This is a genomic window from Sinorhizobium numidicum, assembly GCF_029892045.1.
In the GTDB taxonomy this organism is placed as follows: Bacteria; Pseudomonadota; Alphaproteobacteria; order Rhizobiales; family Rhizobiaceae; genus Sinorhizobium; species Sinorhizobium numidicum.
Map to the genome: position 1 here is coordinate 1,188,088 of NZ_CP120367.1, position 13,298 is coordinate 1,201,385.

The window sequence follows — 13,298 nt, forward strand, 5'->3', positions numbered from 1 at the left end:
CGAAAACAGATGGACGTTTCCAAGAGGCATTCCCAATGACCGCCTTCGCCAATTCTGCAGACATCCTGAAGACCACCAAGCTTGCCCCCGACTCCCAGCCAGTCGGCCATGCCGGCTTGAAGATCGCGATGCGCAACGTCGCCGGCGGCGTGTCTGTCGTCACCGCCGGCTATGGAGCGGATCGCACCGGGGCAACCGTCACCTCGGCGACGGCCCTTTCGGTCGACCCGCCGGCGATGATCGTCAGTATCAATCGCACTTCGTCGACATGGCCAGTCATCCAGCAGCACGGCCATTTTTGCGTCAACTATCTGACGGCCGAGCAGCGCGCCATTGCCGAACGATTTGCAGGACTAGGCGGGCTCAAGGGCGTCGAACGCTATCAAGGCGCAGAATGGCTGGCCCGGCACAGCGGCGCTTCTATCCTGGTCGGCGCACTCGCCGCCATCGATTGCGAAGTGGAGGACATCATCGAGCGCCACAGTCATGCAATCATCATCGGGCGTGTTGCCGACATTCAGACGGGTTCGGGCGAACCGCTGGTCTACCACAACGGACAATATGGCCGCTTCAGAAGCTGAAGCGCGGATATCCCCAAAACAACGACTTCACCAGGTGATAGTCAGCACCCGCCGGGGAAATGCATACTTGACCCGATCGTCGAATTCCGCGCCTGCGTCCGCCCTCTACCCGGCCTTCAGGGCCGGACGTTTGCCGGTTGCGATCAGCCGCGCCGCCGCATAGGTCTGCGTGACGATTTCCGGCACCAGATCGATATCCGGCAAGCTGCCCAATCCGAGTGGCCCGATGGCGAAAAGATTGGGGGTGCGCCCTCCTTCCGCGAGCACCTCGCCGGTGGGGCTGACAGCGAGGCCGAGCTCGAGTTCGTCAGTCATCGCCAATCCCCCAGCGAAAAGGCTCCGGAACAAGGGGGCCGCGAGATCCGGCGCCGAACAGCGGCAGTCGATGACCTGATCGGCCCGCAACAGTTCCTCGCTCGACTGGCCAGCCCAGCGGACCATGAGCCCTTCCGGCAAACGGCGGCCCGCCCATCCGCGGCAAAGCACCGTTCGTCCGTCGGCAAGTTCCTGCTGAAGACGAGCGTGCACCGCCGCCGGCAAACGGTTCCTGTGACTGTCGTAAATAGCGCGCAGGTGACGATTGAATTGCCGCTTCTCCTGCGGGGACAGCGACTGCCAGAGAGAGCGCGCACGCCGGCGAAGTCCGTTCATCGCCGACTGCCAGCCCTGTCCGCTGGCTTCTGCGTCCGCGCAGGCTTGGCGGACGAAACGCACGATCTGCCGGAGACCGACCGGCATGGGATCGACCGGAAAACTTGGCGCCGCTGCGAGCCGTGTGTGGGTCTGCGGAAGAAATCCATGCCGTGAAAGCAACGTGATCCTGCCCGCGTAGCCGTTGTCGCGCAGCTGAAACAGACGATCAACCACGCGAATGCCGCTGCCAAGCAGGACGGCATGGCGCGGATCGACGAGCCGTCGCGCCCGAACGACGGGTGTCTCATCCCCCGAAATCTCGATGTTGCGGGGCTGGACGCCGAACCCCGTCGCAAGTACGACGACATCGCACTCGTCATTTCCCCCCTCGCGGACGAGGGTGAAGCGGCCAGTGGACAGCTTGCGCAGGGCAAGTACGGGCTCGTGGGAGAATTTCACCGTGATGTCAGAGCGGCGGGCAAGCGCTTCGGAAAACCGCTGATGGACATAATCGCTGAAAATGCCCTTCGGCACGAAAATCTGCCGAAAGCCGGGTATCGCGGCCGGAACGGCGGCACGGAATTCGTCATTGGCGCAAAGCCAGTCGTTGAAGTCGTCGGGTTGTCCGGCGGCGACCGATAGGTCCCGCACGCGACTGTTCAGTATCTCTAAACTCTGCGCCGAAGACAGCGCCTGACCACCGTTGATCGACGGATGGGGATCGTACATCGTGAGCTGAAACGACACACGCACCGACTTCATGAGCGCGATTGCCATCATGATGCCGGAAAATCCGCGGCCGACGATGGCGAACTCCGGTTTCGAGGACAAGCTGGCCGCCGCGGGCGGCTTCGTTGCAAACAGTCCGTGAACAGTCATGTGAGCTCCTTTGCGACCTGGCCGTCGCTCCTCAGTCTTGGGCAACCCCTACGCAGGACTACTTCGAGACACACAAATCGCTGCCGTTTGAATTTCGGGATCGTCAAGATCATATGCCGCTCGCCCGTCTAACGCGTGGAAGGAGAGTACGAGCAGAGGACCGCCCCGCATGCTGTCCGATCCCGCTTCTGGCGAGACATTTTCCGTTCTTGCGGCTGGCCCGGCACTTTGGCTCACGGTCATCCTTATACGGCATAGTCTATCAAGTTAGTATTTTATGACAAACATTCCGATCGGCAAGCGTTTTGTTGAATGGCCGAGCGCACCCGTTGCGTGCTCCCTGTTAGGAGCTGCAACCCTCTGAATCATCGACTATTTCCCGTTCCGTCCGCTAAACTAAACCTGCGAGCATCCGCTGCACTCGGCCCTTTGCAGCGCTCTTCATGAACCTCGAGAGTGGAAGAAATCGCCTCGTGCGCCATACTATGTGTCGGCTTGACAGCGCAGAAGAAAAGAAAGTTCTATATCGATAATTTCTATAGAATATGCTTTCTTATGAACTGCACAAGGATCGTTCAGTGATACGGGCAAACGCCTGAGGCGGGATCGGGCACAGGCATTAAGCGGTCCTCCGCAGGCATTCCGCTCCACGTTGCAGCCGATCACTCGTCGTGATTCACGGAGGGACCAATATGGGAACCGTCTCGCAATTCGCCGAGAAACCCAGGCCGATGGCGCACCGGATCGAAAGCGAAGAAGAGGCCTTGTCGGTCGCAACGCAGCTCGCTGCGCAAGTTGCCGCGCGCGCGAGCGAACGCGACCTGGAGCGGGTCCTTCCTTATGAAGAGCTCGACCAGCTTGCGCAGTCCGGTCTCTTGGCCATCAGCATTCCCTCAGAGTATGAGGGCATCGACGTCTCCAACGCGGTGCTTGCCGAAGTGACGGCCATCCTTTCGGAAGCAGACAGCTCGATCGGACAGATCCCGCAAAGCCACTTCTACATTCTCGAGGCGCTTCGGCAGGATGGCACGGAGGAGCAGAAGAAATTCTTCTTCGCCCGGGCGCTCGCCGGCGACCGGTTCGCCAATGCGCTTTCGGAGACCGGCACCAGGACCGCCGGCCACTACGACACCCGTATCACCGAAGATGGCGCCGGCTATCGCATCAACGGCCGCAAATATTATTCGACCGGCGTTCTCTTCGCCGACTGGATTGCAATCTTCGCGCTTGATGCCGCCGATGAGATCACCATGTCCTTCGTTCCGCGCGGCACGGAAGGCATCCAGATCATCGACGATTGGGACAGTTTTGGCCAGCGCGTCACCGGCAGCGGCACAACCCTCTTGCAAAATGTCTATGTAAATGCGGGTTCCGTCGTCAGGCACCATCTCGGCTTCGAACAGCCGGCGACGATCGGCTCCGTCGGCCAGATCATTCACGCCGGCGTCGATCTTGGCATCGCCCGCGCCGCTTTCCGCGAAACCGTCGATTTCGTGCGCAACAGGGCGCGCCCCTGGATGGATAGCGGCATGGAGCGCGCATCGGAGGATCCATTGACGATCGCCAAGGTCGGCGAGATCGCCATACGTCTGGAGGCCGCAGCAGCCGTCATCGAGCATGCCGGCCGAAAGGTCGATATCGCCCAGATCGAGCCGACGGAGGAACACGCGACGGAAGCAAGTCTCGCCGTCGCTGCCGCCAAAGTGCTGACGACCGAAGTCGCGCTCGAGGCCACGAACACGCTCTTCGAACTTGCCGGCACCGCGTCGACGAAGGTGGCGCTCAATCTCGATCGCCATTGGCGCAATGCGCGCACCCACACCCTTAATGATCCGGTGCGCTGGAAATACCACGTCGTCGGCAATTATCACCTCAACGGCGTCAGGCCGCCCCGCAACGGCACGCTGTGATACCTGCTGTTTTGCCGCACCACGGCAAACGAGGATGGGCCGCGACTGCGGCCCATCCTGTTTCTTGTAAATCGGCCGTTCAACTGGCTTCGCTGCGAAGCGGCGCCACAATTTGTTGCTCGCTGGCCGCAAACTGCTCGAGCGTCATATTGTCGAGGATGCCGGCCATGGCATCCCGCACGACAATCATCGACCGTCGTACATGACAGGTTTCCGGGTCCGAACAGTCGTCACAGGCTTCGTAAGCCGTGCGGCTGGCGCAACGAATTGGCGCCAGCGGGCCATCGAGAGTGCGGATCACCTGGCCGACGCGAATCTCGGAGGCTCGGCGCGCCAGCGAATAGCCGCCACCGGGGCCCTTCTTCGAGCGCAGAAATCCAGCATTTCTGAGTTCCAGCATAATCGTGTCGAGGAACTTCTTTGGTAAGTTGTTGCGAACGGCGATATCAGTAATGAAGGCCGTCTCGCCTGGCTGCAGTTGGGCGAGGTCGACCATCGCCTTCAGACCGTATTTTCCTTTTTTTGTCAGCATGAGGCATCGCTTTCGAGAAAAGGCAGGATGACGGAGCAGTGCGATTTTCCGCCCGCATCCCGCGACTCAACCAATGAGAAGCGATCACGCCGCTGATCTTGGGGGCCCAAAATCATCGTGATCTCGTGCCGATAGCCGCCGCCACGCCGGGGTGTCGCACCGGCTCTATGTACACTCGGCATCTTAGTTATATGTTATAGATCAACGTCATTCAGGCGGCAAGAAGTCAATTCAGTTCCTACATAGATTTACTTGGAAGCACGAACGCTCGAGCGCTCATAGAGAGCTCCTGATCAATTGGGAACGGCGATCGAGGAATAGGTCCGAAACGCTATTTGCTGGCCTTGGCCGGCCTCGAACTGAAGAACGGACGAGAAGCCGGCATGATCAAGCAGAGCTGATGGATTCGTCTACGATGACCACGGGGCGGCCGAGCGAGCAGGCTTCGATCCGGGCTTCGACGCGGTAGACGTTTTTCAACATCTCAGCGGTAATGAACGCGTGCGTCGGGCCGCTCGCGACCACCGAGCCGCCGCTGATCACCACCGTATCGTCGCAATAGCGAAGCGCGTGGTTCAGGTCATGCAACGCAATCAGCACAGCCATGCCCGAATGCGCAGCCAGCCGCTTCATGAAGCCGAGCACCTCGATCTGGCGGAAGAGGTCGAGCGCCGATGTGGGCTCGTCCATCAGCAGGACTTCCGGCTTGCGCACCAGCGCCTGCGCAATCGAGACGAGCTGGCGCTGGCCGCCGGAGAGTTCGCCGAGGCCACGAAACGCCAGATCATCGATCCGGAGCGCCGAAAGCGCCCGATCGATTTCCGTAAGTTCGCCATCCTTCACCTTCCAGCCGGAACCCTGCTTCGCCGAAAGCAGCACCGACTCATAGACGGTCAGCACCGCGTTGGCGCCGGTATCCTGCGGCATGTAGCAGATCGCCTCGCGACCTTTGGCCGTGTCCGAGAGGTGGACGAGGCCGGGACCGGCGGCAAGTCCCGCGATGCGCTTGAAGAGCGTCGACTTTCCGGCGGCATTCGGACCGATGACGGCGGTCAGGCCACCGCCTCTCAGCACTCCCGTGTTGACGCCGGACAGCACGGTGCGCCGTCCGTAGGTCGCGCCGACATCTTTGAGCGCGAGGCTTACCATGACCGTCTCCTGTTGGTGAAAATCAGCGCAAAGAAGAAGGGGACGCCGACGAGCGCGGTGATGACGCCGATCGGCAGCACGGCGCCCGGAATGAGCATCTTGCTGACGACGGAGGTCACGGAGAGCAACAGCGCACCGCAAAGGACAGAGGCGGGCAGGAAGAAACGCTGGTCTTCGCCAACCAGCATGCGGGCGATGTGAGGCCCGACGAGGCCTACGAAGCCGATGGTGCCGACGAAGGAGACGGGGATTGCCGCAAGCAGGCTCACCGTCAGCATCGTTTCCAGCCGCAGCCGACGGACATTGATGCCGAAGCTTGCTGCCTTATCGTCGCCGAGCCGAAGTGCCGTCAACGCCCAGGCGTGCCGAGCAAAGAGCGGCACCGAGACGACCAGAACGGCGCCGGTGATCCAGACCTTAGGCCAGGTCGCCTTTGTGAGGCTACCCATGGTCCAGAACACGACAGCCGCCAGCGCCTGCTCCGATGCGAGATACTCCAGTAGCGACAATGCGGCATTGAAGGTGAAGACGAGGGCGATACCGAGAAGGACGATCGTTTCGACTGTCACGCCACGCATGGTCGAAGCGAAATGGATGAAGAGTGCTGCCACCATCGCCATCAGAAAGGCGTTGATCGGCACCATGTAGTGAACGGCCAACGGAAAGATTGCGACACCCGCAACAAGACCGAGAGCGGCCCCAAAGCCGGCAGCGGCCGAAATACCGAGCGTGAAGGGGCTGGCCAGCGGATTGGCAAGGATGGTCTGCATCTGCGCGCCCGCCACCGACAGCGAGGCGCCGACGGTGACGGCCATCAGCGCGATCGGCATGCGGATATCCCAGATCACGACGCGTAGTTGATCGCTGACCGTTTGAGACTGGAACAGCGCCGTCAGGACATCGGCAAGCGGATAATTGGCGGGCCCGAGCGCCATGTCGACCGAAACCGACACGAAGAGCGCCGCGACAAGACAGGAAAGCATGAGCAGCCGGCGCAACACGAGGGCGCGGTAACGGCCGCGCCCCTCGGCAGCCGGCATATCATCAACGACTGCAACCATCATTCACCCCCATGCGGCAGAGAGACGAAATAGCCCGGGCGATAGGCGACCGGGAGGAATTTCTCATGAAATTCACGGAAGGTGCGGTCCGGGTCCATGTCGGCGAAAAGCTTGGGATGGAACCATTTGGCAAATTGCTGGATCGGGATTCGCGATAAGCCGTGTAGGAATCCGGATCCTTCTTGATGAGATCGTCGCGCCAGCCGACGATCGTATCAAAGACGTGTTCGCCCTTAAGCGCGGCGGCCACATGAATCTGGCGCGCCTCCCCGAGCAGCACCCGGTTGGCCGGAAGCTCGATTTCGACCTTGCGGCCGGTGACGTCGGTGATCTCCGCCGCGTTTGACACCGCAGGGAGCGTTGCGAAAGCCAGCCAAAGAATGACCTTTAGGAAAGACTGCAGCACCGGCATTTACAAACCTCGCAGCGTCGCGGCCGGAGGGCTCCTGCCCTCCGGCCGTTCGTTATCACTGGCCGACATTCAGGGAGACGAAGTAGCCGCTCTTGTAGGGGAGTGGCAGGAAACGCTCGTGCAGTTCCTTGAACGTCGCCTCGGGGTCGAGGTCCGTGAACAGATCCGGATGCAGCCATTTGGCGATCTGCTGGATGGCGACGAACTGGTAGGGATTGTTGTAGAACTGGTGCCAGATCGCATGAACGTTGCTGTCGCTGACCGCCTTGACGCCTGTGAAGGCCGGGCGCTTCGTCAGGTTCTCCAGCTTGCGCACCGCTTCGGCCTCATCGGCGCCATAGCCAACCCCGACCCATGCTCCGCCAGGCACATAGCCCTCCCAGTTGCCGCCGGTGATGATGATCTGATCCGGGTTCGCAGCAATGACCTGCTCTGGATTGACCGTCCCGAACGTGCCAGGAATGATGTCCTTGGCCATATTCACGCCGCCGGCGAACTCGACCATCTTGCCGAAGTTCTCGTTGCCGAAGGACATGCAGCAATCGTCGGAATAACCGCCGGCGCGCTCGACGAAGACGAGCGGCTTCTTCGCGTCGGCCTTGGCCAGAACATCCGTCACCTTGGCAATGTTATCGGCGCGGAACTTGATGAACTCCTCGGCTTTCTCTTCCTTGCCGAGCAGTTTGCCCATGAGGCGCATGCTCGGCTCGGTGTTTTCCATCGGCTTCTCGCGAAAATCGACATAGACGAGCGGAATGCCAACTTTTTGGAGCTTTTCGACGTAGCCCGCCTCTTCCGTGGCCGTCTTCGCATCGATGTTCATCAGGACGACATCGGGCTTCAGCGCGACCGCCTGCTCGATGTCAAACGTGCCGTCCTTCATGCCGCCGAAGGTCGGCAGTTTGGCGATCTCGGGGTACTTTGCGAGATAGGCGGCATAGCTTTCCGGGTCCGCCTTCGCCAGATCGTCGCGCCAGCCAACGACCCGCTTGAACGGCTCTTCCCTGTCGAGCGCACCGAGGAAATAGATCTGGCGCCCTTCGCCGAGTATGACATGCTCCACCGGCACATTGACTTCGACATCGCGGCCGGTGACATCCTTCACTTTGACCGTTTCAGCGAACACCGCGGTCGACCAAAGCACGCCAAAACCCGCGGCGGCCAAGGCCGCCCTGTTGAAAAGCCTCATTGTTTTCTGCTCCGCTGAAAAATTTGCTGACTTCTAATATTTCATGACTTTATCGGTCAACATTTATCTTTTAGAACGCTTCCAAACAGGGAAGAATGGGAAGAGAAATGAGCGAAGTGGCAGAGCGCCGAAACTATGATCTTCGTGACGAAATCAAGGCTTATTGGTCCGAGCGTGCTGCCACCTTCGACCTCTCGCCCGGGCACGAAATTTTCTCCGAGGACGAGCGCGCCGCCTGGCATCGGCTGTTCCTGCGCCACCTTGGAGAGGGCGCCGGCCGCGCGGCGCTCGATCTTGCGAGCGGAACCGGAGTGGTCTCGCACCTGCTCGATGATCTCGGCTTCAAGGTTACCGGTCTCGACTGGGCCGAACCCATGCTCGACCGGGCGCGCAAGAAAGCGAGGGATCGGAGGCGCAAGATTTCCTTTCGCATCGGCGACGCGGAAAACACGATGGAATCGGACGATCGCTACGACGTCATCGTCAATCGGCATCTGGTCTGGACGCTGGTCGACCCGGCGGCAGCCTTTGCCGAGTGGCTGCGAGTGCTTAAACCCGGCGGCAGGTTGCTGATCGTCGACGGTGATTTCGTCAACACGAGCGCCCTGGAGCGGTTCTTTTCGAAGCTCAGCACCTGGGGCCAGCGCGCCGGGATCTTCAAGGCGGACACGCCCTCGGGTTCGCGAGAGATGATGGAGACCCATCGCAGCATTCTCTCCCGCGTTCACTTTTCCCAAGGCGCGCGCGCCGAGGCGGTCGCCGAACTCCTTGAAACGGTCGGTTTCATCGGCGTGGAAATCGACACCGACTTGAGCGACATTCACCGGACACAGGCGAAGAACTGGAACATTTTCAAGGGGCTTGCCCGAAAGAGCCAGCATCGTTACGCGATCTGCGCCACCAAGCCGTCAGCCGCGGCCTGACAGGAAGTCCCTGCCGCACCCGACCAGACCGCGTCCGTTCGCGGTCCGCGAAAGTTCGGCGACGGTTTGCGACGTCGTCTCAATCGTCTCTGCGATATTCCCGGGGGAAATCGATGTCCGCCTTCCCTCGCCCCTGTTCTGCGATCGCAATACCCACAGGAGCGGTCGGTCGCGATGCGAAATCACATCTCACCAGCTTTGCAACGGCCGGATCTGTTGATACGTTCGTTATTTGTTCTCGATTCGACACTGAGCCCGCAATTTGCCAACGGCAATTTCGGATGAGGCGGCTCCTGAACCTGCGTAATGACGACTCGACTCCGCGATTCCGGAAATAACAAAGAGATAAACAAGGCAGATGAACGCGGCGCATCTGGAGAAACTAAACGACCGGCAGCGCAGCGCTGTCGAGCATGGCGTCGGACTGCCGAACGGGGCGATCGGCGGACCGCTCCTGATTATCGCCGGCGCCGGGTCGGGCAAGACGAACACGCTGGCGCACCGTGTGGCACATCTGATCATCAACGGTGCCGATCCGCGCCGCATCCTCTTGATGACCTTCTCTCGTCGTGCGGCGGCCGAGATGGGTCGGAGGGTCGAGCGCATCTGCGCACAGGTTCTCGCCGGTAAGGCCGGCATCATGGCCGACGCGCTTGCTTGGGCGGGAACATTCCATGGTATCGGCGCACGGCTCTTGCGCGAATATGCCGGCGAGATCGGTATCGATCCGGACTTCACCATCCATGACCGGGAGGATAGCGCCGATCTAATGAATCTCGTCCGTCATGAGCTCGGCTTCTCGAAGACGGAGGGCCGCTTTCCGACGAAGGGCACCTGCCTCGCGATCTATTCCCGAGCGGTAAATTCCGAACAGCCGCTCGATGAGGTTCTGCGCGCGTTCTTTCCCTGGTGTGCCGCCTGGGACAAGCAATTGCGTGAACTGTTTTCCACCTACGTGGAGGCAAAGCAGGCGCAGAACGTTCTCGATTACGATGACCTGCTGCTCTATTGGGCACAGATGATGGGCGACGCCGTATTGGCCGAGGAAGTCGGCGAACGCTTCGACCATGTGCTGGTCGATGAATATCAGGACACCAACCGGCTGCAGGCTTCGATCTTGACGGCGCTCAAGCCCGGTGGCCGCGGCCTGACCGTCGTTGGCGATGACGCCCAGTCGATCTATTCGTTTCGGGCCGCGACAGTGCGCAACATTCTCGATTTCCCGAACGAATTCAGCCCCGCCGCCGACATCATCACCCTCGACCGGAATTACCGCTCGACACAGCCGATACTCGCGGCTGCCAATGGCGTGATCGATCTGGCGCGCGAGCGCTTCACCAAGAACCTCTGGACTGAGCGCGAATCCGCCGAAAGACCGCGGCTGGTGACGGTGCGTGATGAGGCGAGCCAAGCAAATTACATCATCGATCAGGTGCTGGAAAACCGCGAGAGCGGCACGCTGCTGAAGCAACAGGCAGTGCTCTTTCGCACGTCACACCACAGCGGGCCGCTGGAAGTGGAACTGACCCGCCGCAACATTCCCTTCGTCAAATACGGCGGGCTTAAATTCCTGGACAGCGCCCATGTTAAGGACATTCTGGCGGTGCTCAGGTTTGCGCAGAACCCGCGGGACCGCGTGGCGGGCTTTCGGCTGATGCAACTGCTGCCGGGCGTAGGTCCGCAGACGGCAAGCCGAGCGCTCGATGCTATGGCGGCCGACCCGGAGCCGCTGACGGCCCTTTGCGCAATGCCTGCCCCGCCGCGTTCAGGCGATGACTGGACGTTCTTTGTCGATATGCTTCAGGGCCTGCGCTCCCGCGGTGCCGGCTGGCCGGCCGAGATCGGCGAGGCGCGCAACTGGTATGAACCGCATCTCCTACGCATTCACGAGGATGCGGAGGTACGCAAGGCGGATTTGCTGCAACTCGAGCAAATCGCTGCCGGCTATTCCTCGCGCGAAAGATTCTTGACCGAGCTTACTCTCGATCCGCCCGATGCGACCAGCGACCAATCGGGCGTGCCGCTCCTCGACGAGGACTATCTGATCCTCTCGACCATCCATTCGGCCAAGGGACAGGAGTGGAAATCCGTTTTCGTGCTGAATTGCGTCGACGGTTGCATCCCCTCCGACCTTGGCGTCGGCAGCACGTCGGAAATCGAGGAAGAACGGCGGCTTCTTTACGTCGCGATGACACGCGCCAAGGACAGCCTGCATCTGATCACGCCGCAGCGCTTCTTTACGCACGGGCAAAACGCCCAAGGCGATCGCCATGTCTATGCCTCGCGCACACGTTTTATTCCGGCGACGCTGTTGCAATTTTTTGAGTGCTCGGCATGGCCGGCCGCCACGGCATCAGCCGCCGGGCAGCGTGACGCAAGGCAAATCCGCATCGATGTCGGCGCCCGAATGCGCGGCATGTGGCGATAGGAAAGAGAACGGTGACCGCGCCTGCGGACCACGAGAGAGACGAGCGGAACGAGGAGGCGGAACCTGCCTCTCTCGCCCGCGTGCGAAAAATCATCCATATCGACATGGACGCCTTCTACGCTTCCGTCGAGCAGCGGGACAATCCGGAACTTCGCGGCAAGCCCGTCGCCGTCGGTTATCCGGAAGCACGCGGCGTGATCGCGGCTGCGAGTTACGAGGCGCGCAAGTTCGGCGTGCATTCAGCGATGCCCTCCATCACCGCTAAGCGGAAGTGCCCCGACCTCATATTCGTGCCGCACCGCTTTGACGTCTACCGCGCCGTATCGCAGCAGATCCGCGAGATCTTCGCGCAGTATACGCCGCTGATCGAGCCTCTCTCGTTGGACGAGGCTTACCTGGATGTGACGGAAAATCTCAAGGGCATCGAATTGGCAACGGTGATCGCAGAAGAGATCCGCGCGAAAATCAAGGCGGAAACCAACCTCACCGCTTCAGCCGGCATCTCCTACAACAAGTTCCTCGCTAAAATGGCGTCCGATCAGCGAAAACCCGACGGGCTCTTCGTGATCACGCCGAAGAACGGCCCCGCCTTCGTCGAAACCCTGCCCGTGAAGAAGTTCCATGGCGTCGGCCCAGCGACGGCAGAAAAGATGCACAAAATTGGTATAGAAACGGGCGCTGATTTGAAGGCGCGCGATCTTGCCTACCTGCAACAGCATTTTGGTAAGGCGGGGCCGTATTTCTACTGGATTGCACGCGGCATCGACGAGCGCGAGGTTAAGCCGGATCGGCCCAGAAAATCGATTGGCGCTGAAGATACGTTCCGAGAAGACATTCATGATTTCGCGACCGCGCGAGCGGCTCTGCAGCCCCTGATGGACAAGGTCTGGCGCTACTGTGAGGCGAATGGCTTTCGCGGCAAGACAGTTACCTTGAAGGTCAAATACTCGGATTTCGTGCAGATCACCCGCAGCAGGACTATTTCCATGCCGATCATAAGTCCTGCCGAGATTGCGGAGATCGTGGCGCTATTGCTGTCACCGATGTTCCCGTTGACGAAAGGCATTCGGCTGTTGGGCATTACCCTCTCATCGCTCGAAACAACCGAACAGGGGCACGAGCCACAGCTAGATTTGGGTATCTGAGTGAAGCTACTGCATGCTTCCTTAAATCGGAACCGATTTAAGGACAAAAACATGCAGCATTCAAAGTGCTACAGCGACCTTTGTGCGCCTGAAAAGACGCACGGCGCTGTAGCTTTTGAGAGACAAAAAAGCCTGCCGCGGGAGGAGTTGCGGCAGGCTTGTCCAAATCGATCAGCAACCTGGGAGGAGGAATGTTGCCGATCCTGTGAGCGACCTCGGGAGGAGGTAAGGGTCTCTCACAAAATCGAAGTCCTGTGGGAGGAGGTACATCGCTTCGACGAAAGTGATTATACAATAAGCACGATTAAATCATAGGCAAATATTTGAGGGCTGCCCATGTGTGCTACCCGCGGTGTCAGGACCAACAGATGCGCAGTACTGGAAAGCCGCGGACCTTGAAATCGGCGGCGGCAGTCTCCACCTCTCGGTCACTACCCGTCATCGAGAACGAAGTGC

Annotated in this window: 10 protein-coding genes and 1 pseudogene; 5 read left to right on the forward strand and 6 right to left on the reverse strand. The window is 60.2% G+C overall.

Features of this window, described 5'->3' with window-relative positions:
• The first annotated feature begins 35 nt into the window (after nucleotides 1-35).
• Complete coding sequence (locus tag PYH37_RS05650) at nucleotides 36-581, forward strand: flavin reductase family protein (protein WP_280730477.1); 546 nt, start codon at nucleotides 36-38, stop codon at nucleotides 579-581.
• A 105-nt stretch (nucleotides 582-686) separates the two neighbouring features.
• Here the strand turns inward: PYH37_RS05650 and PYH37_RS05655 are convergent, their stop codons facing one another.
• A complete protein-coding gene (locus tag PYH37_RS05655; RefSeq protein ID WP_280730478.1) occupies nucleotides 687-2,093 on the reverse strand; it encodes an FAD/NAD(P)-binding protein in 1,407 nt (468 codons plus the stop codon).
• Between the two features lie 692 nt (nucleotides 2,094-2,785).
• Here PYH37_RS05655 and PYH37_RS05660 point away from each other — a divergent pair.
• Nucleotides 2,786-4,003, forward strand: a complete 1,218-nt coding sequence (locus PYH37_RS05660; RefSeq protein WP_280730479.1) for an SfnB family sulfur acquisition oxidoreductase — start codon at nucleotides 2,786-2,788, stop codon at nucleotides 4,001-4,003.
• Nucleotides 4,004-4,082: 79 nt separating this feature from the next.
• Here PYH37_RS05660 and PYH37_RS05665 read toward each other — a convergent pair whose 3' ends face one another.
• The 5 genes and pseudogenes from PYH37_RS05665 to PYH37_RS05685 form a co-directional block, all read right to left on the reverse strand.
• Nucleotides 4,083-4,535, reverse strand: a complete 453-nt coding sequence (locus PYH37_RS05665) for an RrF2 family transcriptional regulator (protein WP_280730480.1) — start codon at nucleotides 4,533-4,535, stop codon at nucleotides 4,083-4,085.
• 387 nt (nucleotides 4,536-4,922) lie between these two features.
• A complete protein-coding gene (locus tag PYH37_RS05670) occupies nucleotides 4,923-5,684 on the reverse strand; it encodes an ABC transporter ATP-binding protein (protein ID WP_280730481.1) in 762 nt (253 codons plus the stop codon).
• Complete coding sequence (locus PYH37_RS05675) at nucleotides 5,678-6,748, reverse strand: FecCD family ABC transporter permease (RefSeq protein ID WP_280730482.1); 1,071 nt, start codon at nucleotides 6,746-6,748, stop codon at nucleotides 5,678-5,680. The genes PYH37_RS05670 and PYH37_RS05675 overlap by 7 nt, the downstream gene beginning before the upstream one ends.
• Before the next feature lie 145 nt (nucleotides 6,749-6,893).
• Nucleotides 6,894-7,157 (reverse strand): annotated as a pseudogene (locus PYH37_RS05680) (ABC transporter substrate-binding protein); the annotation flags it as partial.
• A 55-nt stretch (nucleotides 7,158-7,212) separates the two neighbouring features.
• Nucleotides 7,213-8,346 (reverse strand): ABC transporter substrate-binding protein, encoded by a 1,134-nt coding sequence (locus PYH37_RS05685; protein WP_280730483.1) that lies wholly within the window; start codon nucleotides 8,344-8,346, stop codon nucleotides 7,213-7,215.
• A gap of 107 nt (nucleotides 8,347-8,453) precedes the next feature.
• On the opposite strand from PYH37_RS05685, the gene PYH37_RS05690 reads away from it, so the two are divergent.
• The 3 genes from PYH37_RS05690 to dinB all read left to right on the forward strand — a co-directional run bounded on the left by PYH37_RS05690 (nucleotide 8,454) and on the right by dinB (nucleotide 12,842).
• Nucleotides 8,454-9,269, forward strand: coding sequence for a class I SAM-dependent methyltransferase (locus PYH37_RS05690; protein ID WP_280730484.1), 816 nt, complete (start codon nucleotides 8,454-8,456; stop codon nucleotides 9,267-9,269).
• A 358-nt stretch (nucleotides 9,270-9,627) separates the two neighbouring features.
• Nucleotides 9,628-11,697, forward strand: coding sequence for an ATP-dependent helicase (locus tag PYH37_RS05695; protein ID WP_280730485.1), 2,070 nt, complete (start codon nucleotides 9,628-9,630; stop codon nucleotides 11,695-11,697).
• Nucleotides 11,698-11,777: 80 nt separating this feature from the next.
• A complete protein-coding gene (dinB, locus tag PYH37_RS05700) occupies nucleotides 11,778-12,842 on the forward strand; it encodes a DNA polymerase IV (RefSeq protein WP_280736697.1) in 1,065 nt (354 codons plus the stop codon).
• Nucleotides 12,843-13,298: the final 456 nt, after the last annotated feature.

What these genes read in the sequence shown, in the direction of transcription:
- PYH37_RS05650 (WP_280730477.1), top strand. Translation starts at nt 36, where the DNA reads ATGACCGCCTTCGCCAATTCTGCAGACATCCTGAAGACCACCAAGCTT.
- PYH37_RS05655 (WP_280730478.1), bottom strand. Translation starts at nt 2,093, where the DNA reads ATGACTGTTCACGGACTGTTTGCAACGAAGCCGCCCGCGGCGGCCAGC.
- PYH37_RS05660 (WP_280730479.1), top strand. Translation starts at nt 2,786, where the DNA reads ATGGGAACCGTCTCGCAATTCGCCGAGAAACCCAGGCCGATGGCGCAC.
- PYH37_RS05665 (WP_280730480.1), bottom strand. Translation starts at nt 4,535, where the DNA reads ATGCTGACAAAAAAAGGAAAATACGGTCTGAAGGCGATGGTCGACCTC.
- PYH37_RS05670 (WP_280730481.1), bottom strand. Translation starts at nt 5,684, where the DNA reads ATGGTAAGCCTCGCGCTCAAAGATGTCGGCGCGACCTACGGACGGCGC.
- PYH37_RS05675 (WP_280730482.1), bottom strand. Translation starts at nt 6,748, where the DNA reads ATGATGGTTGCAGTCGTTGATGATATGCCGGCTGCCGAGGGGCGCGGC.
- PYH37_RS05685 (WP_280730483.1), bottom strand. Translation starts at nt 8,346, where the DNA reads ATGAGGCTTTTCAACAGGGCGGCCTTGGCCGCCGCGGGTTTTGGCGTG.
- PYH37_RS05690 (WP_280730484.1), top strand. Translation starts at nt 8,454, where the DNA reads ATGAGCGAAGTGGCAGAGCGCCGAAACTATGATCTTCGTGACGAAATC.
- PYH37_RS05695 (WP_280730485.1), top strand. Translation starts at nt 9,628, where the DNA reads ATGAACGCGGCGCATCTGGAGAAACTAAACGACCGGCAGCGCAGCGCT.